Origin of the sequence: Microbacterium algihabitans (assembly GCF_032464975.1) — a bacterium.
Taxonomy (GTDB): Bacteria; Actinomycetota; Actinomycetes; order Actinomycetales; family Microbacteriaceae; genus Microbacterium; species Microbacterium algihabitans.
This window is the reverse complement of record NZ_JAWDIU010000005.1, coordinates 94831-117465: the sequence shown is the minus strand read 5'-3', so window position 1 is coordinate 117465 and position 22635 is coordinate 94831. Positions and strand designations below refer to the sequence as shown.

At 71.1% G+C, this 22635-nt stretch carries 19 protein-coding genes and 1 tRNA gene; 5 read left to right on the top strand and 15 right to left on the bottom strand.

What is annotated here, in order from left to right; all coding sequences use genetic code 11:
• Positions 1–85: 85 nt before the first annotated feature.
• From lnt to RWH43_RS13680, 9 genes are all read right to left on the bottom strand, one after another.
• Positions 86–1651, bottom strand: coding sequence for an apolipoprotein N-acyltransferase (lnt, locus tag RWH43_RS13720; RefSeq protein WP_144833333.1), 1566 nt, complete (start codon positions 1649–1651; stop codon positions 86–88).
• Complete coding sequence (locus tag RWH43_RS13715; RefSeq protein ID WP_144833331.1) at positions 1648–4131, bottom strand: DEAD/DEAH box helicase; 2484 nt, start codon at positions 4129–4131, stop codon at positions 1648–1650. The genes lnt and RWH43_RS13715 overlap by 4 nt, the downstream gene beginning before the upstream one ends.
• A complete protein-coding gene (gene tatC / locus RWH43_RS13710) occupies positions 4128–4889 on the bottom strand; it encodes a twin-arginine translocase subunit TatC (protein WP_154096784.1) in 762 nt (253 codons plus the stop codon). The genes RWH43_RS13715 and tatC overlap by 4 nt, the downstream gene beginning before the upstream one ends.
• Positions 4890–4952: 63 nt before the next feature.
• Complete coding sequence (gene tatA, locus RWH43_RS13705) at positions 4953–5204, bottom strand: Sec-independent protein translocase subunit TatA (protein ID WP_144833330.1); 252 nt, start codon at positions 5202–5204, stop codon at positions 4953–4955.
• Between the two features lie 94 nt (positions 5205–5298).
• Entirely contained in the window at positions 5299–6261 is a 963-nt protein-coding gene (locus RWH43_RS13700; protein ID WP_144833766.1) for a helix-turn-helix transcriptional regulator, read from the bottom strand.
• Complete coding sequence (locus RWH43_RS13695) at positions 6261–7265, bottom strand: helix-turn-helix transcriptional regulator (RefSeq protein WP_316001746.1); 1005 nt, start codon at positions 7263–7265, stop codon at positions 6261–6263. Before RWH43_RS13695 ends, RWH43_RS13700 begins: the two co-directional genes overlap by 1 nt.
• A 62-nt stretch (positions 7266–7327) precedes the next feature.
• A complete protein-coding gene (locus RWH43_RS13690; protein WP_144833326.1) occupies positions 7328–8275 on the bottom strand; it encodes an FKBP-type peptidyl-prolyl cis-trans isomerase in 948 nt (315 codons plus the stop codon).
• A gap of 9 nt (positions 8276–8284) precedes the next feature.
• Positions 8285–9304, bottom strand: coding sequence for a tRNA (adenine-N1)-methyltransferase (locus tag RWH43_RS13685; protein ID WP_144833324.1), 1020 nt, complete (start codon positions 9302–9304; stop codon positions 8285–8287).
• Positions 9301–9999 carry an HAD family hydrolase gene (locus tag RWH43_RS13680; RefSeq protein WP_144833322.1) on the bottom strand — a complete coding sequence of 233 codons (699 nt, stop codon included), beginning with the start codon at positions 9997–9999 and terminating at the stop codon, positions 9301–9303. Before RWH43_RS13680 ends, RWH43_RS13685 begins: the two co-directional genes overlap by 4 nt.
• A 141-nt stretch (positions 10000–10140) precedes the next feature.
• Between RWH43_RS13680 and RWH43_RS13675 the strand changes: the two genes are divergently transcribed.
• Positions 10141–11007, top strand: coding sequence for a PAC2 family protein (locus tag RWH43_RS13675; RefSeq protein ID WP_144833320.1), 867 nt, complete (start codon positions 10141–10143; stop codon positions 11005–11007).
• Between the two features lie 432 nt (positions 11008–11439).
• Here RWH43_RS13675 and RWH43_RS13670 read toward each other — a convergent pair whose 3' ends face one another.
• Positions 11440–12288, bottom strand: a complete 849-nt coding sequence (locus tag RWH43_RS13670; RefSeq protein ID WP_144833318.1) for an undecaprenyl-diphosphate phosphatase — start codon at positions 12286–12288, stop codon at positions 11440–11442.
• 8 nt (positions 12289–12296) lie between these two features.
• Positions 12297–13598, bottom strand: coding sequence for a M20/M25/M40 family metallo-hydrolase (locus RWH43_RS13665; RefSeq protein ID WP_154096699.1), 1302 nt, complete (start codon positions 13596–13598; stop codon positions 12297–12299).
• 163 nt (positions 13599–13761) lie between these two features.
• Here RWH43_RS13665 and RWH43_RS13660 point away from each other — a divergent pair.
• Positions 13762–13847, top strand: a tRNA-Leu gene (locus RWH43_RS13660).
• A 115-nt stretch (positions 13848–13962) separates the two neighbouring features.
• On the opposite strand, the gene RWH43_RS13655 is transcribed toward RWH43_RS13660, so the two are convergent.
• Positions 13963–14913, bottom strand: a complete 951-nt coding sequence (locus RWH43_RS13655; RefSeq protein WP_230704585.1) for a manganese catalase family protein — start codon at positions 14911–14913, stop codon at positions 13963–13965.
• A gap of 206 nt (positions 14914–15119) precedes the next feature.
• Between RWH43_RS13655 and RWH43_RS13650 the strand changes: the two genes are divergently transcribed.
• Entirely contained in the window at positions 15120–16166 is a 1047-nt protein-coding gene (locus RWH43_RS13650) for an isopenicillin N synthase family dioxygenase (RefSeq protein ID WP_144833312.1), read from the top strand.
• 40 nt (positions 16167–16206) lie between these two features.
• On the opposite strand, the gene RWH43_RS13645 is transcribed toward RWH43_RS13650, so the two are convergent.
• Both RWH43_RS13645 and RWH43_RS13640 read right to left on the bottom strand, forming a co-directional pair.
• Positions 16207–17286, bottom strand: a complete 1080-nt coding sequence (locus RWH43_RS13645; protein WP_144833310.1) for a VIT1/CCC1 transporter family protein — start codon at positions 17284–17286, stop codon at positions 16207–16209.
• A 363-nt stretch (positions 17287–17649) separates the two neighbouring features.
• Positions 17650–19857, bottom strand: a complete 2208-nt coding sequence (locus tag RWH43_RS13640; protein WP_437127391.1) for a DEAD/DEAH box helicase — start codon at positions 19855–19857, stop codon at positions 17650–17652.
• Positions 19858–20175: 318 nt separating this feature from the next.
• Here RWH43_RS13640 and RWH43_RS13635 point away from each other — a divergent pair, with 318 nt between their 5' ends.
• Complete coding sequence (locus RWH43_RS13635) at positions 20176–21036, top strand: SGNH/GDSL hydrolase family protein (protein WP_230704583.1); 861 nt, start codon at positions 20176–20178, stop codon at positions 21034–21036.
• Positions 21037–21041: 5 nt separating this feature from the next.
• Positions 21042–21704: a hypothetical protein gene (locus RWH43_RS13630; protein WP_230704582.1), complete on the top strand. Its 663-nt coding sequence runs from the start codon at positions 21042–21044 to the stop codon at positions 21702–21704.
• A 23-nt stretch (positions 21705–21727) separates the two neighbouring features.
• On the opposite strand, the gene RWH43_RS13625 is transcribed toward RWH43_RS13630, so the two are convergent.
• Complete coding sequence (locus RWH43_RS13625; RefSeq protein ID WP_154096703.1) at positions 21728–22537, bottom strand: TrmH family RNA methyltransferase; 810 nt, start codon at positions 22535–22537, stop codon at positions 21728–21730.
• Positions 22538–22635: the final 98 nt, after the last annotated feature.

Genomic DNA, 22635 nt, shown 5'->3' with positions numbered 1-22635 from the left:
CCGACGTCGTTCTCGGATGCGTGCTGTTCAGGCCCGCGGGCGACGGCGCCGCACCGCGGCGACCAGGCCCGCCGCCAGCCGCTGCTCAGGCCTGCGGGCGACGGCGGCGCACCGCGACCACGAGACCCGCCGCGAGCAACGCGACGATGCTCCCCCACCCGATCACGATCTTCACGGCGGGACCGATGACGACCGCGGGGGTGAGGCCGGTGCGCAGCGGCACCTCGGTGAGCATGTGCCCGGCGGTGTCGATGGGCAGGGCGTCGAGGGTCGCCCCGTCGGGGGCGATCACCTGGCTCGTGCCGACGGTCGAGAGATTGACCACCGAGCGCCCGGTCTCGATCGCGCGCATCTGCGCGAAGGCCAGCTGCTGCAGGTTCTCGTCGGTGCCGCGGAAGTCGGCGTTGTTCGTCTGGAACATGTAGACCTCGGCGCCCTCGTTCGCACCGTCCCACACGACGTCGTCGTAGATGACGTCGAAGCAGATCGCGAGGCCCACGCCGATGCCGTTCAGATCGACGAGCGGGCGCGCGGTGCCGGGCGTGTACTCGCGCCCGATGAGGCCGATGAGGTCGGGCGCGAAGGGCTCCCAGAACGCGCGGTCGGGCACGTACTCGCCGAAGGGCACCGGATGCCGCTTGTCGTAGGTCTCACCGGTCTGCCCGTCGGCGGTCCACAGCAGCGAGGAGTTGAACAACTCCGATCCGCGCTCGGTCACCGCCGAGACCAGCAGCGGCGCGTCGAGGCGCCGCGACAGCTCGGACAGCGCCGCGGAGGTCTGCGCGTTCGCGGTCGGGTCGGAGTCGACCCCGCCCTCCGGCCACAGCACGACGTCCATGTCTTCACCGAAGAGGGGGGCGGATGCCGCGAGCTGGGCGTTCAGCACGGCGTTGCGCGCGCGCTGGTCGAAGTAGCCCGCCGGGCCGTTGCCCTGCACCGATCCCACGCGCAGCGACCCCGCGGCGGTCGTGGGGAACTGCGGCAGCACGACCAGCACGGCTAGGAGCGCCGCGACCGGGATTGCGCGCACCGCGCGACGCACGCGCCCGCCCCGCACGACCTCGATGAGCATCGCGCACGCGAGCACGACGAGGAACGACAGCCCCGACATGCCCACCCACGACGCGACCTCGGCGAACGGTCCGTTGACCTGCGAGACGCCGATGCGCCCCCAGGGGAATCCGCCGTAGGGCCACGAGCCCACGATCTGCTCGCGCAGGGTCCACAGCCCCGCGACGAGCGCCGGGAGCAGCAGCAGGCGCCCCACACGCCCCGGGACCACCCGCGGCAGCCACCGGTACGCGAGGGCGATCGGCGCCGCGAGCACCGCCGTCAGCAGCGACTCGAGCACCGACAGGGCGAGCCACGGGATCGGGCCGAGGTAACGCGCCGTGAACAGCAGGTTGACCGAGAAGAACGCCGCCCCGAAGAGGAAGCCGATCAGCACGGCCGACCAGAAGCGGCGCCCGATCAGCACGACGAGGGCGAGCACGACGGCGGGGAAGGCCATCGGCCACCATGCCAGGGCGGGGAAGGCGGTGACGAGCAGGAGGCCGGCGACGACCGACAGCGGCGCCGCGAACGCGAGCCGCACCAACGGCGCCCGGGTCGGGGCCACCGCGGCGGCGGTGGTCGTCGATGCGGCGCTCATGCCGACGTGTAGGCGACGATGCCGCGGCGCACGGCGTCGAGCGCGGTGCGAGCCGTTCCGGCCAGCTTGGGCTCGGCCACGAGCGAGATCTGATCGAGCAGGTCGATCGTCTGCTTCGCCCAGCGCACGAAGTCTCCGGCGGCCATGTCGGCGAGGGTCAGGACGCTGTCGAGCGGGAGGCCCTTCGCCCACGCGTGCATCGCCGGCGCGAGGCCGGAGGCGGGCGACTCCGAGCCCGGCAGCCGGTGGTCGCGTTCGAGGTCGTCGAGCTCCTGCCAGAGCGTCTGCGTGGCGTCCAGGGCCCCGCGGAAGGCACCGCGCGGCAGACCGCGCTCGCCCGGACCCGCCTCGTCGCGCCGCGGCTCGTACACGAGGCAGCAGGCGAGGGCAGCGAGCGACGGGGCGTCCAGCCCCTCCCACAGCCTCTGGCGCAGCGACTCGGCCACGAGCAGGTCGCGCTCTCCGTAGATGCGGCGCATCGTGCGCCCGGCACGCGTCAGCACGGTGGCACCGTCGTCTTCGATCGCCACGTACTCCAGCGCCGCGAGCACCTCGACCACGCGGTCGAACACGCGCGCAACGGTGCCGGTGCGCTGGTCGATCTGCTGACGGGTCTTGTCGGTGCTGCGCTTCAGCTTCCAGTAACGCTCCGCCCACCGGGCGTGGGCCTCGCGGTCGGGGCACGACTGGCACGGGTGCCGCTGCATGCGCTTGCGCAGCGACTGGATCTGCTGCTGCCGCTCATCGCGCAGACGGCGCGGCGCCGTGGCATCCCGTCGATTGATCTTCTCGAGATCGCTCAGCTCGCGCCGGATGGTGGAGTACTCGCGGAAGTCGCCGCGGTCGCACGTCATCGCCTTCTCGTAGCCGGCGAGCGATTCCTCGGCCTCCTTCACCTGGCGGGCGAGGCCCACCACCGAGCGGTCGGCCTGGAACTGCGCGAACGACGACTCGAGGATCTCGCGCGCCCGCGCCCGACCGAACTGGTCGATGAGGTTCACGGCCATGTTGTACGTCGGCCGGAAGCTCGAGTTGAGCGGGTACGTACGGCGCGAGGCGAGGGCGGCGACCGACTGCGGGTCGAGCCCCTCGGTGAACTGCACGACGGCGTGGCCCTCGACGTCGATGCCGCGGCGACCGGCGCGACCGGTCAGCTGCGTGTACTCCCCCGACGTGATCGCGACGCGCGCTTCGCCGTTGAACTTCTCGAGCTTCTCGAGAACGACGGTGCGCGCCGGCATGTTGATGCCGAGCGCGAGCGTCTCGGTCGCGAAGACGACCTTGACGAGCTTGCGGCGGAACAGCTCTTCGACGACCTCTTTGAACGCCGGCAGCAGACCGGCGTGGTGCGCGGCGACGCCGCGCTCGAGGTTCTCCCGCCACTCCCAGAAGTGCAGCACGGCGAGGTCTTCGTCTTTGAGGGTGAAGGTCAGCTCGTCGACGATCTGGCGGATCTCGACGCGCTCCTCGGCGGAGGTCAGCCGCACGTTCGCCCGGCGCAGCTGCTGCACGGCGGCGTCGCAGCCGGCCCGGCTGAAGATGAAGAAGATCGCGGGCAGCAGGTGGTTGCGCTGCAGCAGCTCGACGACCTCGGGTCGGTCGATGCGCTCGATGCGCGGGCCCTGCTGAGCGCGCAGCGGCTTGTGCCCGCCGCGCCGCTGGTGCGCATGGCGCGGGCCGCCCGCGTGACGCTGCGAGCGGTACTCCTGCGCGCGCCGGTTGTTCTCGTATCCGCCGGCATTGCCGCCCCGGATGCGCAGCAGCTCCTGGTTGACCTGCGCGGTGGCGACTCCGGCCCGGTCGTCGAACAGCGGCAGCAGATCGCCGCGCACGAGCACATGCTGCTCGAGCGGCACCGGCCGGGTCTCCGACACAATCACCTCGGTGTCGCCCCGCACGGTGTCGAGCCAGTCGCCGAACTCCTCGGCGTTCGACACGGTCGCCGACAGCGACACGAGCTTGACCGACGGCGGGAGGTGGATGATCACTTCCTCCCACACCGCCCCGCGGAAGCGGTCGGCGAGGTAGTGCACCTCGTCCATCACGACGAACCGCAGTCCGCGCAGCGCCGGGGAGTCGGCGTAGAGCATGTTGCGCAGCACTTCGGTGGTCATCACGACGATGCGCGCCGAGGCGTTGATGTTGGTGTCGCCGGTGAGCAGGCCGACCTCGTCGTCGCCGTAGATCTCCTGCAGCTCGTGGAACTTCTGGTTCGACAACGCCTTGATGGGCGTGGTGTAGAACGCCTTGTCGCCGGGCTCGAGCATCGCGAGGTGGATCGCGAATTCGCCGACGATCGTCTTGCCGGCACCGGTGGGAGCGGCCACCAGCACGCTCCGGCCATCCTCGAGGGCGTGGCATCCGGCGATCTGGAAATCATCGAGCTCGAAGCGCTGCATCTCGGCGAAATCCGCCGTGTGCGGGTGCGTGGAACGGGCGGAGGCGCGCGCGAAACGCTCGGCCGGACTCGGCGAACTCACGCGAGAGGCCCCGACGGCATCTCCGCCGCGGCGAGTCGGCGGGCCTTGCGCCGGTCGAACAGCATCGAGACGCCGGCGGCCGCGAAGAACAGCACGGTGAGGATGCCGGCGAGCAGGAACATGCTGATGATGTCGGCCGCGGGGGTGGCGAGGGCCGAGAACAGGGTGGCGATGAGGATGGCCACGCGCCAGCCCTTGAGGATCGCCTTGCCGCTCATGACGCCGGCCACGTTGAGGGCGACGAGGAACACCGGCAGCACGAACGCGACGCCCACCACGATCAACAGCTTGAACACGAAGTCGTAGTAATCGACGGCGTTGTAGAAATTGACGCCGCCCTCGGGGGTGAAGCCCCACATGAGCTCGATCACGTGCGGGACGATCAGCAGGCCCACCCAGCAGCCCACGAAGAAGAGCGGGACGGCGGATGCCACGAACCCGACCGTGTAGCGGATCTCTTTGCGCGTGAGCCCGGGCATGATGAACGCCCAGATCTGCCAGAGCCAGACCGGCGCCGAGAGGAAGATGCCGATCGTGAAGGCGATGCGCATGCGCAGATCGAACGCCGAGGTCACCGAGGTGAAGTTCAGCGCCGAGAAGTCGTCGCCACGCCTCTCAGCGATCACGCGGATCGGCTCGGTGATGAGGTGGATGATCGGGTCGGTGATGACGAAAGCCACCACCATGCCGACGACGAGCGCCAGCGCGGCGATCATGAGCCGCTTGCGCAGCTCGACCAGGTGCGCCCCGATCGACATGCGCTTGTCGCGCCGCGGCCCTTCGGGCACGTCGATGCGCGGCGGACCTGCCGTCACCACGGGTTAGACGGTGGGGTCGGTCGACCTGCGCGGCTCGGGGGCGACAGACGGCGCAGTGCCGGCGTCGGTGGCGCGCGGGGCTTCGGGGGCGGCAGCGACCTCGTCGTCGCGCTTCATCTCTTTCATCTCGCTCTTGAACACGCGGGCCGACTGGCCCATGCTCTTCGCGAGCGCCGGCAGCTTGGCGGCACCGAAAAGAAGGAGGATCACAGCGAGAACGGCGAGCAGGTGCCATCCGGTCAGACCTTGCAACATGAGGACTCCTCGACTCGTTCGTGCGGAGCTTCAGTCTAACCCGCGTGGTTGCGGCGGGCTTCAGCCACGGCGCGCGGGCGGAAAACGGCCGCGATCAGCGGTACTGCGCCAGTCCGGCCGCCGCCCAGGCGGCCGCGGCACGACGTGCCCCGGCCGGTTCGAGCAGTTCGACCTCTCCCCCGCGGCGGGCGGCGAGGCGTTTGAGGCTCTGCTCGTCGGCGAGGCGGAGGGATGCCACGGCGGTGCCGTCATGATCGTCGTCGACCTCGGCGCGCTCGAGGTAGTCGGCCAGCAACGGCGCGACCGCGCGGGGGAAGCGGAAACGCGCGACCACCTCGTCGTCGCTTGGGGCGAACAGCTCGGGCACCGGGTCGGCTCCGTGGATCGCCGGGGTGTCGGTCACGCTCGGCGCGCTCACGCGGTCGAGGTGGAACGTGCGCACCGCCTTCCGAAGGTGGTCCCAGCCCTGCAGGTACCACTGGTCGTTCGCGATGTGCACCTTGATCGGATCCACCGTGCGGGTGGTCGGCTCGGCGCCCGGCGCGCGGTAGGTGAAGGTGACGGCCACGCGGGCGCGCAGCGCGCGGTCGACCACGTCGCGCACGCCGTCGACCGGGCCGGGCGCCACGATCACCGGCGGCGGTGCGGTGGCGGCCCCTCGCGCGAGCTTGGCGAGCAGCGCCGTGACGAGTTCGCTGTCGCCGAAGCCCGGCAGGCTGCGGGCGAGCTGGAGCCCGGCGAGCAGAGCAGCGGCTTCGCGCGCGGTCAGCCGCGGCGACCGTTCGAGGCCCACGGTGTTGGTGATGGCGATGACGTCGTCGCGGTCGAGCAGATCCCAGTCGATGTCGAACAGGTCGTGCGGCAGCTGCCAGTAGCCGCGTTCTCCGGGAAGACCGATCACGGTGAGCCGCTCGACCATCGCGCGCATCTCGTCGGGGGTCACGTCGAAGTCGGCCGCGGCCTCGGCCACGGGAACTTCGCCCTTGCCGAGCAGGTAGGGCACGAGCTGCAGCAGCAGGGCCGCCCGGTCGAGGGCGGCGACGGGGCGTTCGGGGATCACGCGGCGCCCCCGTGCAGCACGACGGTCGCCTCGAGGCGGCGGATGACCTCGGCCCGCAGGTCGGCGGGCTCGACCACGCGCACCTCGGGTCCGTACGAGGCGAGTTCGTCGGCGAAGACGTGCAGGTCGACGTAGGGCACGACGATCCCCTGCGGGGCGTCCTGCGGCGCCTCCTGGGCCCGACGCGCGAGACGCAGCGAGGCCTCGGTGCCTGGGTGCACCTCCAGCAGGGCCCGCTGACGGGCGGCGACCGCACGGAGCCCCGCCACCGCGCGCTCGCCCGCGCCCGCGAGCAGCTCGGGGGCGAACTTCTCGCGGCGCACGGTCACGTCGCCGACGATCCGCGAGAGCAGGAACGTGCGATCGGCGTCCATGTTGAGGTCGAACCCGTACACGTGCCAGCGCGCCTCGTACTCGACCAAGGCGAGGGGGCGGATGCGCCGCTCGCGCGGCTGCGCCTCGCCCGGGCGCAGGTAGGTGAAGGTCACGACGCGGTTCTGCTCGATCGCGCGCTGCAGCGTCGGGAACGAGGCGTCGCGCACGCGGATGCGCGGGGCGTAGCCGATGATCGGCTCGTCGACGACGATGCCGAGCGCGCGGATCTTGCGCAGGCCGCTGCGCGCGTCGGCCGAGAGTGATTCGCTCCCCCACACGCCGCCGGCGATGTTGAGCAGCGCGACCTCGGCCGGACTGAACACGATGTCGTCGGGGAGCGCGTACTCCGCCGTGGGCACGCGGTAGCGCGCCTCGCGCAGGTCGTCGGGGTCGGCGCGGTTGCCGATCGTCTCGATCGGCACGCCGAGTCCGCGGAGGTTCTCTTTATCGCGCTCGAACATCTTCTCGAGCGCGTCTTTGGAGGCTCCGGCCTCGAGCTGCTCTCGGTAGCCGGTGACCGACGACAGGATCGTGTCCTTGGTGAGCCCCTGCTCGGTCGCCATGAGCGCGACCACGAGGTTCACCAGGCGCTCTTCGGGAGCGCTACGAGACGCAGTGGCGGACACTCGCCCATCCTAGGCGCGGTTGCGCGGCCCGCCGCGGTGCCGCGGCAGGCGGATCGTCGGGCTCAGCCGACGGTGCCGAGGATGTCGACCACGTAGACCAGCGCGCTACCGGCCGGCGCCTTGAGGATCTGCTGGTCCTGGTCGGTCTGATCGGCGGGGACGACGACGAGCACCTGGGAGCCGACGGTCTGCCCCTCGAGGGCGCTCGCGAGCGCCGGCGGCAGGCCCGAGACCTTCGCCTGTCCGGGCGCGCCGTTCTTCCAGGTCGACGCGAACGTCGTCTTGGCGCCCCACGCGACACCCTGCAGGTGGATGATCACCGAGGAGTCGGCGGTGACGGTCTCGCCGTCGCCCTTCTCGATCGTCTGCGAGCGCTCCTGGGTGGGCGCGTCTCCGGCGGGCATGACCACACCGGGCGTGCCGTCGGGTGCGCGCACGACCGAGGGCATGCCCGAGTCGGCGTTGTACTGGTCGGCGCCGTTCGCAGCCGGGAGGAACACCTTGCGCACGTCGAAGACGAAGATCGCGCTGTCGCCCTCGTCGATGCCGAGCGCCTGCGCACCCTGCGCGCCGAGCTGGTCGCCGGGGAGGGCCACGGCCACGCGCGAGCCCTCGGCCACGCAGTGCAGCATCGGGGTGAGCGAGGGGATCGCCTGCGTGAGACGCACGATCGGGGTCGCCGAGGCCACGTCGGACGGGTACTGCGTCGCGATGACCTGCGAGCCCGTGGTCGCGTCGAGCACGGTCACGTCGACGAACGCCAACTGGTCGTCGGCGGTGATGCGCTGACCGTCACCCTCGATGAGGGTCTGCGTCCCGGCCTGCGAGGGGACGAAGGGCGAGCGCACCGAGACGGTGGGCGCGGAGCCGAAGTCGCCACTGGCGTCGACCACCGCGGCGATCGAGCTGTCGGTGGGGGTCGGGCACGACGAGGCGGCGGATGCCGAGCACCCGACGAGGCCCATTCCGGCCAGGGCGGTCACGGCAACGAGAGCGGGGAGTCTGCGCACCGGAACAGTTTAGGCGGTCGAACCTGTGTCCTCCGACGCAGCCCCCGCGACGGACTGCCGCACGCCCTCGGCCGACTTCTGCGCCTCGCGCACGCGCTTGCGCAGGTTCTTGTCGGTGATCTCGCGATCGCCCACCGCGCCGGGGGTCCACAGCTCCACGTCGTCGTCGCCGTAGCTCGACTTCGACGCGCGGCGCTTGACCTCGGGCGGGATCGCTCCGGGTGCGAGACGGCGCGCCGTGATGAGGAAGCCCGTGTGCGCGACCATGCGGTGATCAGGGCGCACCGCGAGACCCTCGACGTGCCAGCCGCGCACCATCGTCTCGCTGGCATCCGGCTCGGTGAACAGCCCCGTCGCGCGGATGTACTCGGCCACGCGGCTGAGCTGCGTGGCGGTGGCGATGTAGCAGAGCACGACGCCGCCGGGGGTGAGCGCGTCGGCGACGGCGTCGATGCACTCCCACGGGGCGAGCATGTCGAGCACGACGCGATCGACGGATGCCGGCTCCACGGCATCCGGAAGGCTCTGCACCAGATCGCCCACGACGACCTCCCACGTGGCGGGGGCCTCACCGTGGAACGTCTCGACGTTGGCGCGGGCGACCTCGGCGAACTCCTCGCGGCGCTCGAACGACAGCAGACGGCCGGCCGGTCCGATCGCGCGCAGCAGCCACAGCGAGAGGGCGCCGGAGCCGACGCCGGCCTCGACGACCGTGGCCCCGGGGAAGATGTCGGCCTGCGCGAGGATCTGCGCGGCGTCCTTGGGGTAGACGATCGCCGCTCCGCGCGGCATCGACATCACGAAGTCGCGCAGGAGCGGGCGCACGGCGAGGTAGTCGTGGCCTGCGCTGTTGGTGACGACGCTGCCGTCGGGCTGGCCGACGAGCAGCTCGTGCTTCAGCACGCCGTTGTGGGTGTGCAGCTCGCCCGCCTCGCGCAGGGTGATGGTGTGCATGCGACCCTTGGGGCCGGTCAGCTGCACCCGGTCGCCGACCCGGAAGGGGCCGCTCAGGTGGGGGGTCTCGCTCATCGGGTGATCCGCGTCTCGTCGGGGTGGATGGGGGTGTGCGCGGCGTGCAGCGCGCGGAGGTCGGAGGCGGTGCGTCCGGAGAGGCTGGGCCACAGCTGCGCGGCGCCGACGCCCTCGAGCGACACCATGTGCGGCACGCCGAGGCTCACGGCCCCGCTGGCGATGGCCGAGCGCAGCCCGTTGGGCGAGTCCTCGATCGCGACGGTGTCGGCGATGTCGACGCCGAGCGCCGCGGCCGCCTGCAGGTAGGGGTCGGGGAAGGGCTTGGGACGTTCGACGTCGTCGCCGGCGACCACGACGTCGAACGCCGGGAAGTCGATCAGGTCGGCGACCGTCAGCGCCATGCGGCGCATCGACATGGTCACCAAACCGGTCTTCACACCCGCCGCGCGCAGGTCGGCGAGCAGCTCGTACGCGCCCGGGCGGAACGGCACGCCGACGGTCGCGAGCTGGCGCAGCACCTCGTCGGTCAGGTACGCGATGATCTCGTCGACGCTCCACGGCACGCCGGCGTTCTGCAGGAGCCCGGCCGAGTCTTCGAGCGCGAGGCCGACCATGCCGAGGGCCTGTTCGTGCGACCACGTGCCGCCGAAGCGCTCCACGAGCGGGGTCTCCGCGGCCATCCAGTACGGCTCGGTGTCGACGAGCGTGCCGTCCATGTCCCATAGGACCGCGGCGAGGGCGGGAGAAGTCATCGTTCCATCGTATCGAGCGCGGGTGTCGCGCCCGCACCCGCTCCCCACCACCGTCGGCGCTTCAGCGGTCGGACCCTCCGGCCGCGGTCTCGCCCGTACGCCTATTCTGGAAGTCAGCCCCGACGGGGCAGAGGAGGTTGCGTGGACGCACTGGGTCGCCGGATCATCGTCGCCGCTTTCGACGGCTGGAACGACGCCGGAGAAGCCGCGTCGGCCGCCGCCGCGATGCTGCGGGCGGATGCCGAGTACGAGGTCGTGCACACGGTCGACCCCGAGCTCTACTTCGACTACCAGTACACGCGCCCGCAGGTCGGACTCGACGCCGAGGGGCGTCGCACCCTGACCTGGCCCGAGGCGAAACTGCTGCGCCCCGTCGAGCGCTCCGACGACGCCGAGATCTGGCTGCTCGTGGGAGTGGAGCCCGCCCGCGCGTGGCAGGCCTTCGCCGCCGAGTTCATCGACGTCGCGCTGCGCGAAGACGTCACCGGCTTCGTCGCGCTGGGCTCGATGATGTCCGACGTGCCGCACACCCGGCCCATCTCGGTCTTCGCCGGCAGCGACAACGAGGTGGTCCGCCAGGAGCTCGGACTCGAGCGGAGCCTGTACGAGGGACCGGTCGGCATCCTGAGCGCCATCGGCGTCGTCTCCGAGACCGTGGGCATTCCCACCGCCAGCCTTTGGGCGAGCGTGCCGCACTACGTCGCCGGTCACACCCCGTCGCCCAAGGCCACCCTCGCCCTTCTCGAGAAGCTCGAGGCCGTCACCGGCATCACCGTGCCGCGCGGCGACCTCGAGGTCGAGTCGCGCGCGTGGGAGGCCTCGATCGACGCCGCCGCCGCGGACGACGAGGAGATGACGGAGTACATCCACCAGCTCGAGCAGACCCGCGACACGTGGGACTCCCCCGAGGCCTCGGGAGACGCGATCGCCCAGGAGTTCGAGCGGTACCTGCGTCGGGGCGGCGACGGCCCGACGAAGCCCGGCCGCGACGACCCGCCGCGTCGCTGACCGCCGGGTCCCGGCCCTTCGACAAGCTCAGGGACCTCGCGTTGCAAGGTGGCTGAGCCTGTCGAAGCCACCGCACCCCACCGCGCCGCCCGGCCACTGACCGCCGGGTCCCGGCCCTTCGACAAGCTCAGGGACCTCGCGTTGCAAGGTGGCTGAGCCTGTCGAAGCCACCGGACCCCACTGCGCCGCCCGGCCGCTGACCAACGGGCCCCGGCCCTTCGACAAGCTCAGGGACCTCGCGTTGCAAGGTGGCTGAGCCTGTCGAAGCCACCGGACCCCACTGCGCCGCCCGGCCGCTGAACGCCTGGTCCCGGCCCTTCGACAAGCTCAGGGACCTCGCGTTGCAAGGTGGCTGATCCTTTCAGGGACCCCTCCACCGCACACGACGACGGCGCCGCCCCGATCGGGACGGCGCCGTCGTGGCATCCGGGATCAACTGGCGATGATCGTCGACTCCGCGGGGATGACGCCGAGCACCAGCAGCACCATGATCAGCACGCCGAGGGCGACGCGGTAGATCACGAACGGCAGGAAGCTGCCGCGCTTGAGGTACTGCATGAGGAACGCGATCACGACGTAGCCCACGACGAACGCGATGATCGTCGCAATGGCCGTCTCGCCGAGCGTGTACGGGCCCGTGCCCTCGTCGAAGCTCTTGTAGAGCTCGAACAGACCGCTGGCGAACACCGCGGGCACGGCGAGCAGGAACGAGTACTCCGCCGCGGCGGTGCGCTTGTATCCGAGCGCGCGGCCGAGCGTCGTGGTGGCACCCGAGCGCGAGACGCCGGGCACGAGCGCGAGGGCCTGGGCGAAGCCGTAGGCGATGCCGTGCGGGTAGGTGAGGTCGTCGAGGTCTCGGCGACGCTTTCCGTAGTGGTCGGCGAGACCGAGCAGGATGCCGAAGACGATGAGCACGATGGCCGTGATCCACAGGCTCCGGAAGTTGTCGCGGATGAGGCTCTGCAGCAGCACACCCAGAAGGGCGATGGGGATCGTGCCGATGATGACGAGCCAGCCCATGCGGGCGTCGGGGTCGTTGCGCGGCACCTTGCCGGTGAGCGAGCCGAACCACCGCGAGATCACGCGGACGATCTTCTTGCGGAAGTAGATCAGCACGGCGAGCTCGGTGCCGATCTGGGTGATGGCGGTGAAGGTCGCACCCGGGTCGGTCTGCGACGGGAGGAACTCGCCCACGATGCGCAGGTGCGCACTGGAGGAGATGGGGAGGAACTCGGTCAGGCCCTGGACGAGCCCGAGGATGATCACCTCGAAGATGTGCATTCGGTCCTTCAGTACGTTCGGAGGAGGTCGGCGAGAACTCGTCGACCGAACTCGAGCGCGTCGACGGGGACGCGCTCGTCGACACCGTGGAACATCCCGGTGAAGTCGAGATCGGCGGGGAGTCGCAGCGGCGCGAATCCGTAGCCGGCGATGCCGAGGGCCGACAGCGCCTTGTTGTCGGTGCCGCCTCCCATCAGGTACGGCAGCACGGGCACGCCCGGGTCGTGTCGGCCGAGCTGGGCGACCATGGCGTCGACGAGGTCGCCCGAGAACGGCACCTCGAGCCCGATGTCCTGGTGCACGATCTCGATGTCGACGTCGGGTCCGACGATGCGGCGGATGTCGGTGAGGGCGGCCTCTTCGGTCCCCGGCAGCACGCGCACGTCGATGAGTGCCTCGGCGCGGTCGGGGATGACGTTGTGCTTGTAGCCCGCGGTGAGTCCCGTGGGGTTGGTGGTGGTCCGCAGCGTCGAGCGGATGAACGCGGATGCCGCGCCCGTGCGCAACGCGAGGGCGTCGGGGTCGCCGGCGTCATCACCGGTGATGTCGGCGAGGCCCGCCAGCAGCTGGGAGGTCGTGTCGGTGAGGCGAATGGGCCACTCGGTGCGGCCGAGGGCGGCGACGGCCTCGGCGAGCTTCGTCACGGCGTTGTCGGGGTGCAGGCCGCTGCCGTGGCCGGCGCGACCGCGGGCGACGAGCTTGAGCCAGACGAGGGCCTTCTCGCCGACCTGCAGCAGGTAGGCGCGACGACCGCCGACGGCGATCGAGTAGCCCCCGACCTCGCTGATGGCCTCGGTCGCGCCAGCGAACCACTCGGGGCGGTCGCGGATGACGAGGGCCGACCCTTCGACCCCGCCGTTCTCCTCGTCGGCGAAGAAGGTCACGATGATGTCGCGCTCGGGCTGCTCCCCCGCGCGCACGAGCTCGGCCACGGCGGTGAGGATCATGGCGTCCATGTCCTTCATGTCGACCGCGCCGCGGCCCCACAGCACGCCGTCGCGGATCTCTCCCGCGAACGGGTCGACGCTCCAGTCCTCGGCGACGGCGGGCACGACGTCGAGATGCCCGTGCAGTACGAGGGCCGGCTTGTCGCGGTTGCGCCCCGGGATGCGCGCGCACACGTTGGTGCGGCGCTCGATCGGCTCGTAGTACTCGGTTTCGAGGCCGAGGTCCTCGAGGTAGGCCCCGACGTACTCGGCGGCCTCGCGTTCGCCGTTCGCCCGGCCTCCGCCGTAGTTGGAGGTGTCGAACCGGATGAGCTCGGATGCGACGTGCGCGACCTCGGGCAGGTAGGGGACGACCTTGGGCATGGCCACTACGGTACCTGCGGCGGGGCCGCTCCCCCGACGCGTGACGCCCCGCGACGCGCTCCGCCGGCGCGCAGGACGCGCCCGGGCTGCTGCACCGGTTCGAGGCGCGGCCCCGGGCATGGTAATGTCGTTCCTCGTTGCGAAAGCGACAAATCACCCAGATGCGCGGGTGGCGGAATAGGTAGACGCGCTAGCTTGAGGTGCTAGTGCCCTTTAACGGGCGTGGGGGTTCAAGTCCCCCCTCGCGCACACACGAGAAAGACCCCCCGGGTTCATCCCGGGGGGTCTTTCTCATTTCTGCGACAGGGTGGGGCTTGGACCCGTGCGGGGTTGGACCCCTGGCGCCCGAGAGGCTCCGCTCGGCTCAGGCCATGCGCCCGAAGGTCGCGTCGATGTCGGCCATCTCCATCGCGGCGGTGGCCTCGATCAGCTCACGCAGGTCGGCGTCGGCTCCGGGCGAGAACTCCTCGAGGCGTTCGGGCGAGATCGTCATCGGCGCTCCCGCGGGAGCCTGCTCGCTGGCGTCCAGCTGCGTCCCGTCATTCGAGGGCGAGGCGCCCTGGAAGATCTTGCCGGCTTCGGACTGGTTGCCGAGGTCGAACGAGTACTGCTTGCTCTGGAGTCCCAGATCGACCAGCCGCTTGACCTCCGGGAACTGCTCGGCGTTGGTCTTCGGGATCGGCAGCGAAGTGCGCCAATTCACCCCGAGCGTCTCGAGCGCCTTGGCGTAGGCGTTCTCGTGAGCCTGATCGCGGACGATCAGGTACGAGATCGTGCCGCGCGCCATCTTGTTGTCGGTCATCTCGTAGAGGCGGCACTTCTGCAGACGGCCGGTCGATTCGAGCATCAGGTTGTACAGCAGGTCGAGGACGAGATTGCCCGAGTTGTACACGTAGCTCCCCGACCAGGGGTTGCCGACGGAGTCGACCGGAAGCGCGCCCTGCGCTCCGACCAGGTAGTGGTGGATGTTCCCGTGGTCCACGGCGATGCTCAGCGGGGTGGCTCCGCCCGCCCCGGGCTGGTCGACGGGGTCGGCGGGCGTGCCGTGGTAGCCGGGCGAACCGTCGAGAAGGCGAGAGATCGTGGTGCCGATCAACTCGACGTGGCTGATCTCCTCCGTACCGATCCCCTGGATGAGGTCCTTGTAGGCCTTTCCCGACGGACCGCGGAAGTTCATGCTTTGGAAGAGGTACTGCATCATGGTGCGCATCTCGCCGAACTGCCCGCCGAGCCCTTCTTGGAGAGCGTTCGCGGCGGCCGGATCCGGCTCGTCCTGAGCGATGTCGTTGATGAATTCCTGCAGGTGAAAATACATGTTTCCTCCAAGGGGGTCGGTGGCCGACAGTGCGCCCGAAACGCTCCGTCGCCGAGCCCGTAGCCATGGCGGGCGTCGGCGACTACCCTGCCCGGTGGCCAGCGGCGCCATCCGCTCTCCCACCCCCACGGCATCCGGAACCCCCGTCCCCGATCCCGTGACGCTGCGGAAACACAGATGTGACATCGCGCGCTTAGCGTCGGGCCATGGCTTCTTTCCACGTGCCCACGATCGACATCTCGGCGTGGGTGGGTCCCGGTCCTGACCATGCCCGCGCGGCGGTGGTCGCGGCGGTCGACCACGCGTGCCGCACCGTGGGATTCATGCAGATCGTGGGGCACGGGGTTCCGGATGCCGTGATGCACGACCTCGAGGACGCACTGGACGAGTTCTTCGGCCTCCCGCTCGAGGCGAAGAAGGCGTACGTGCGACCGGCGGGCGAGAACCGCGGGTACAGCCCGCCCAAGAGCGAGTCGCTCAGCTACAGCCTCGGGGTGGATCCGGTGACGCGCATGAACGACTTCTTCGAGGCGTTCAACGTCGGCACGTCGTGGCAGGAGTATCCGGGGGCGTCGGTGTCGCCCGACGATTACGCGACGAACACGTGGCCCGCCGAGACGGCGCTGTTCGAGCCGGCCGTTCGCACGTACTACGACGAGGCGCGACGGGTCGCCCACACGCTCACCCGCATCTTCGCGGCGGCGTTGCGCGTGCGCGACGACTTCTTCGACGGGCTCACCGACCACTCCATCGACGTGCTGCGGATGAACAACTACGCCCTGCCGCCGGGGTCGATCGAGCTCGGCGCCGAGTTGACGGGCATGGGCGAGCACACCGACTTCGGACTCGTCACGGTGCTGTGGGCCGATCAGGTGGCGGGCCTGCAGGTGCTCGGGCTCGACGGTTCGTGGAACGACGTCGCGCCCGCCGATGGCGCGCTGCTGGTCAACCTCGGCGACGTCGCCGCGCGACTCACCAACGACAAGTGGCTGTCGACCCTGCACCGGGTGAAGCCGCCGGTGATCGACGGCACGATCGAGCGGCGGCGTTCGGCGGCGTTCTTCCACGACGGCAACGCGGATGCCGTGGTGGGCCCCCTTCCGCACTTCGTCACCACCGAGGCTCCCGCGCTGTACGAGCCGGTCACGGTGAGCGAGCACATCGCCGCGAAGCTGGCCGGGTCGCGTGCCGGGCGCAAGAACGTCTCGGCGGTGCGCGAGGCCGCGCGGGTGACCGCGGCGAGCCGAGCCTGAGCGCGGGTGGCGCTGCCCGAGGGCAGCGCCACGCCCGGCGTCAGGCCGCGGACACCCCGAACAGCAGGCCCAGCACGTAGGTGACGGCGGCGGCGCCGAAGCCGATCGCGAGCTGGCGCAGACCCCGCTTCAGCGGCGACGCACCCGAGAGCAGGCCGACCATGGCGCCCGTGCCGAGCAGCGCGATGCCGACGAGCCCCAGCGCGAGGGCGACGGCCGGGAAGCCGGCCATGCCGAAGATCCACGGCAGCACCGGGATAATCGCGCCCGAGGCGAAGAACAGGAAGCTCGACAGGGCCGCTCCCCAGGCGCTGCCGACCACGTCGTGCGAGTTCTCGCCCGGGGCGGCGGCGACCGGTGCGGAGCCCGCCTGCGCGGCGGTGACGACCTCGCGGGCCTTGTCGAACGCGGCATCCGGATCCATTCCGCGCGTGCGGTAGACCAGGGCGAGCTCGTTGGCGTCGAGGTCGAGGTGGGGCAGGGCCGAGTCGGCGAAGTCGCTCTCTTCGGTGGCCTCGAGCAGTTCGCGCTGCGAGCGCACCGAGACGAACTCCCCCGCGCCCATCGACAGGGCGCCGGCGAGCAGACCGGCGATTCCGCTGAAGAGCACGAAGCTCGGCGCGACGCCGGTCGCCCCGACGCCCATCACGAGGGCGAGGTTCGAGACGAGTCCGTCGTTGGCGCCGAACACGGCGGCGCGGAAGGTTCCCGACAGTCGGCGGCGGCCGCGCGCGGCGAGTCCGCGGACGACCTCGTGGTGCACGCGCTCGTCGGCGGCCATCGCGGCCGTGGCGTAGGGCTCGTCGGCATAGGGCGAGCGCGCTTCGGCGTTCTGCGCGAGGGCGAGCACGAAGATCGAGCCGAACCGGCGGGCCATCCAGGAGAGCAGGCGTGTTCCGATGCCGGGCGACGGCAGGCGCTTCGGCGTCTCGCCGAGGAGGTCGATCCAGTGCTGCTCGTGTCGGCCTTCGGCTTCGGCGAGCTCGAGCAGGATGTCGCGCTCCTCGCCGGTGCGGCGCGACGCGAGCTCGCGGTACACGCGCGCTTCGGCGCGTTCGTCGACGAGATAGCGCGCCCAGCGGCGGCGATCGCGGGCGGTGGGTGTGGCGAGGTTCGTCACGGGGCTCCTTCAGGTCGTCCCCCACCGTAATGAGGGCGATCCGGGCCCCCGGGCGCGTCGGTCGATACTGACAGCATTTCGGCTCCCCGAAGCCCGGAAAGACGCGGATGCCGAGGGGCCCATGCCAGCATTTCGGGGTCGCGAAAAGCGGGGTCGCGGGGCCGAGGTCGGGTGACGCGGCCGGCGGCGAGGCGCATCGCTCGGGCAACGGCGTCGGGCCCTCTGTGGCCTTGAAACTGCAGTTCGCTGACGAGTCGGTTGCAGCCTGTCACCGGAATGTCAGCGAGATGCAGTTTCGCGACGCGGAGCGCGCGGGCGGCCCACGCCGACCCGCAGCCCGAACGAGACCGCAACCCGCCCGGATCAGGAGTGCACGCGCCGGCGCAGCACGTCGATGCGCGCCTGCAGCTGAGCGACGGTGGCGTGCGAGACGGCGGGGCCTCCGCAGATGCGGCGGAGCTCTGCGTGCACGAGGCCGTGCGGCTCGCCGGTCTGGCGGGCGTACAGCCCGACCATGGTGTTGAGCAGCTGACGCTGCTCCTTGAGCGTGCGGTGGAGAGGGGCGGGGAGCCCGCCGTCGTCGACCGAGGCCGGCTCGACACCGCTCTCCTTCTCGGTCGCCTCGCGGGTCGAACGGTGGCGCGACTGCCGCGTCGCGCGCGACATGAGCACCTCGTGCACCTGCTCGGGCTCGAGAAGGCCCGGGATGCCGAGGAACTCCTCCTCCTCGATGGTTCCCGGGACCGCGAGCTGCCCGAACTCCTGCCCGTCGAACAGCACGCGATCGAAGTGCGCGAGCGAGCCGAGCGCCTGGTACTCGAATTCCTGCTCGAGCGCGTCGGAGGCTTTGTCCTCGCGCTCGGCGGCATCCATCATGTCTTCTTCGGCGTTCCACTGGTCTTCCGCGTCGCTGTCGCGGTCGAGGGCGTGGTCGCGCTGCGCCTCCATCTCGCCGGCGAGGGCGAGCAGTTGCGGGACGTTCGGCAAAAAGACGCTCGCGGTCTCACCGCGACGACGCGCGCGCACGAAGCGGCCGATCGCCTGCGCGAAGAACAGCGGGGTCGAGGCGCTCGTAGCGTATACGCCGACGGCGAGGCGCGGCACGTCGACGCCCTCCGACACCATGCGCACGGCGACCATCCAGCGCGTCGTCCCCTTCGAGAACGTCTCGATGCGTCCCGAGGCCTCCGCCTCGTCGGAGAGCACGACGGTGACCTTCTCGCCGCTGATGTCTTCGAGGATGGCGGCGTAGGCGCGCGCGGCGGTCTGATCCGTCGCGATGACCAGGCCACCGGCATCCGGAACCGTCTCGCGCACCTCGGTGAGGCGGCGATCGGCGGAGCGGAGCACCGCGGGGATCCAGTCGCCGTTCGGGTCGAGCGCGGTGCGCCAGGCCTGCGAGGTGATGTCCTTGGTGTTGTCTTGCCCGAGCTGGGCCTCCATCTCCTCGCCCGCCTTGGTGCGCCAGCGCATCTGACCGGCGTAGACGAGGAAGAAGACGGGGCGCACGACGCCGTCGTCGAGGGCGCGGCGGTAGCCGTAGGCGTAGTCGGTGCGCGAGAGGCGGATGCCCTTCGAGTTCGGGTGGTACTCCACGAACGGGATCGGCGCGGTGTCGCTGCGGAACGGGGTTCCCGACAGCAGCAGGCGGCGCGTGGCGCGGTTGTAGGCCTCGCGGAGGGCGTCTCCCCAGCTGAGGGCGTCACCGCCGTGGTGCACCTCGTCGAGGATCACGAGAGTCCGGGCATCCATCGTCAGGCGCTGGTGCACCTCGGCCTTCACCGCGACCTGCGCGTAGGTCACCGCGACGCCGTGGTACTGCCGCGAGGGTGTGGCGTGCCGATTGGAGAAGAAGGGATCGAGACGGATGCCGACGCGTGCCGCCGCTTCCGCCCACTGGGTCTTCAAGTGTTCGGTGGGAGCGACGACGACGATGCGGTCGATCACGCGACGACGCATGAGCTCGGAGGCGAGGCGGAGGGCGAATGTCGTCTTACCGGCGCCGGGGGTGGCCGCCGCGAGGAAGTCGCGGGGACCCTTGCCGACGCCGTCGGGCCCGTCGGAGCCGAAGTATTGATCCAGCGCTTCGGCCTGCCATGCGCGCAAGCGCTGCGCGGTTCCCCACGGGGCGCGCTGCGGGAACGACGGAGACAGGTGCTCGGCGGCGAACGAACCGAAATGCGGCTCGGTGCCGTCGAGCGATCCATCGATCTGCGGGTCGGCGATCGCCCCGGGCGCGGGGGCGTCGGCGACGGGTGCGGTGGCGTGCGCCGGGTCGACGGGGGCGTCGGGGGATGTGGGGGCTTCGGGGGCGGATGCCGGGGACGCGGCATCCGGAGTCGTTCTAGGAGGCGCGGGGGCGCCGAGGGTGGCCGGGGCGGGGGTTGCGACCGGGCCGGGGCTGGCGATCGGGCCGGGGGTTGCGACGGGGCCAGGACTTGCGACCGGACCGGGACTCGCGACCGGACCGGGACTCGCGACCGGGCCGGGAGAGGCGATGCGGGGAGTCGCCGTTTCGGCGGCGGGGCTCGTGTGCGGGAGGGCCGAGGTGCGGGCTTCTTCTTCCAGCATCGAACCTCCATCCCTCGCGAGCGCGAACATCCACGATAGGTCACTCCCGCGCTCCCCGTCGCGGGGCGCGGATGGCGGCCCGCCGCCTGTGCGTCGGTCGGAGGTCGCCGGGCGGGCAGAACGCAGGAATTGAGGCATCCGCCCCGTGTCGTGGCCAGTTTCTCTGCATGGCCGGGTCGGGCGCGTCGGAAACTCCTGCGTTGTGGACGTCGGCGCGGGCGGCGGGCGGCGCCGGGGCGGGCCGACGGGGCGCCCGGGGCACGCACCGCTCGCTCGCAGTGTCGGAGGCCGGGGGTACCGTGGAAGGCGGAGGTTTCGATGACACTCGATCCGCACTCGCCCCGCACCTCGCCCACGCCCGACAATCCCGGCCCCCACCCGTGGCGCCGCTTCGTCGCCCTGGGCGACTCGTTCACCGAGGGCATCGGCGATCCGCTGCCCGACGGCGGCCATCGCGGCTGGGCTGATCGCGTCGCCGAGGTGCTCGGCGCGCAGGTCGACGACTTCGCCTACGCCAACCTCGCCGTGCGCGGGAAGCTCATCGCGCAGATCGTGGCCGACCAGATCGAGCCCGCACTCGCGCTCAAGCCCGACCTCATCACCATCTCGGCGGGCGGAAACGACGTCATCCGGCCGGGCAGCGATCCCGACGCGGTATCACGGCAGTTCGAAGACGCCATCGCGCGCCTCAGCACCAGCGGGGCGACCGTCGTCGTGTTCACCGCGATCGACACCGAGTTCACGCCGGTGTTCCGCGGCATCCGGGGCAAGGTCGCGATCTACAACGAGAACATCCGCTCGATCGCCGACCGTTACGACTGCGTCGTCGCCGACCAATGGGGTCTGAAAGAGGTGCAGGACATGCGCTTCTTCGACGACGACCGCCTGCACTACAACTCCCTCGGTCACCACGAGGTCGCCCGCATGGTGTTGCGGGCGCTCAACGTGCCGAACGACCTCGAGCCGATGAAGGCCGAGACCATGGCCATCACCACCTGGCGCGCCGCCCGCGAGAAAGACTTCGTGTGGGCGCGCGAATACCTCGTGCCGTGGGTGCTGCGGCGCCTGCGTCACCAGTCGTCGGGCGATCACATCCGGGCCAAGCGACCCGAGCCGCTCCCGATCGTGACTCTCGCCCCGGGTCCGGATGCCGCGGGCCCCCGCGAGACGCAGGTCTGACCCCCGTGCGCACTCTTCCCGACGCGGTGGGCGCTCTCCTGCAGGCGGCTGATGCCGACACGCTGCTGCGCGACGCCGACGCGCTCGCCGAGGCTCTCGCCGACGCCGGCTGGGCTCCCGAGGTCGAAAGCGGTCGCTTCAGCGCCGACGGATGGGACGTCGTGTCGTCGGCCTGGCCGCCGAACCTGTCGGTGTTCCGCGACGGCGACCTGCTCGATGTGCGTCGAGACGCCCTCGCGATCGCCGCGACGCTGAACGCCGAGCCGCAGCGGTGGGCCTTCGAGACCGAGGGCCCCGACTGGTCGGGCTGGACCACCGACGACCCGCGGTGGGACGACGACCAGATCGACTGGCTTCTCTGGCACGGGCAGGGCGTCGTCGTCGAGCTGTTCACCGCGCCCGCGGTTGCGGGTGAGGTGCCCGCGCACCTGCACCTCGCGATCGAGCGTGCCGACTCCCCGCCCGAGGGGCTGCCGCGAGACGATGTGCGCGACCTCCGCGTGGCATCCGAGGGGAGCATCGTCGAGCGGTGGTTCCTCGTGGGTGAGAGCGACCTGCCCGACGAACTACTCGCCACGCTCGAGGCCGACCCCGATCAGCGCGTCAGCGCAGCCGCGGCGTCGGAGCGCCGGATGCGCGACGGCGGGTTCGACGACCCGACCGGCTGAGCCGCTCTAGGCGGGTCTCCGTCTCAAACCCGCCGCCCCCGCCCGAGCTCCCACAGCGCCACCGCGCTGGCAGCTGCGACGTTGAGCGAGTCCACTCCCCCGGCCATCGGGATCGTCACGACGGTGTCGGCCGCGGCGAGCGCGTGACGGCTGAGTCCGTCTCCCTCGGATCCCATCAGCAGGGCGACGCGTTCGTGCCCGGCGGCCGAGAAGGCGTCGAGGGTGACGGCGTCGTCCGACAGGGCGAGGGCCGCGAGGTGGAATCCGGCGTCGTGCAGAAGGGGCGCGGCATCCGACCATTCGGGCAGGCGCGTCCACGGCACCTGGAAGACGGTGCCCATGCTCACGCGGACGCTCCGCCGGTAGAGCGGGTCGGCGCAGCGCGGCGTGACGAGCACCGCGTCGGCGCCGAGGGCGGCTGCGGAGCGGAACGCCGCACCGATGTTGGTGTGGTCGACGATGTCTTCGAGCACGACGACGAGCCGCGCGTCGCGCACGATCTCTGCGACGGATGCCAGGGCGGGGCGATGCATCGAGGCGAGGAGCCCGCGGTGCACGGTGTACCCGGTCACCTGCTCGGCGATCTCGGCCGCGACCACGTAGACCTCGGCGTCGTCGCCGACCAGGGCGAGCGCGTCGGCGAGGAACTTCTCCTGCACGAGCACCGATCGCGGGCGGTGCCCGGCACGCAGCGCGCGGTCGAGCACCTTGGCGGACTCGGCGATGTACAGCCCACCCGCGGGCTCGCTCACCCGGCGCAGCGAGACGTCGGTGAGGTCGCGATAGTCGGCGAGGCGCGGGTCGTCGGCGGAGTCGAGCGGGATCACGGGCATTCCCCCATCCTCCCAGCACGCCCCGCACGCCCCGCCCGCGCGTTGAGTGTCCACAACACCCCGCCCCCGTCCGTTGCATACGGCGTGCCGTGGACCCT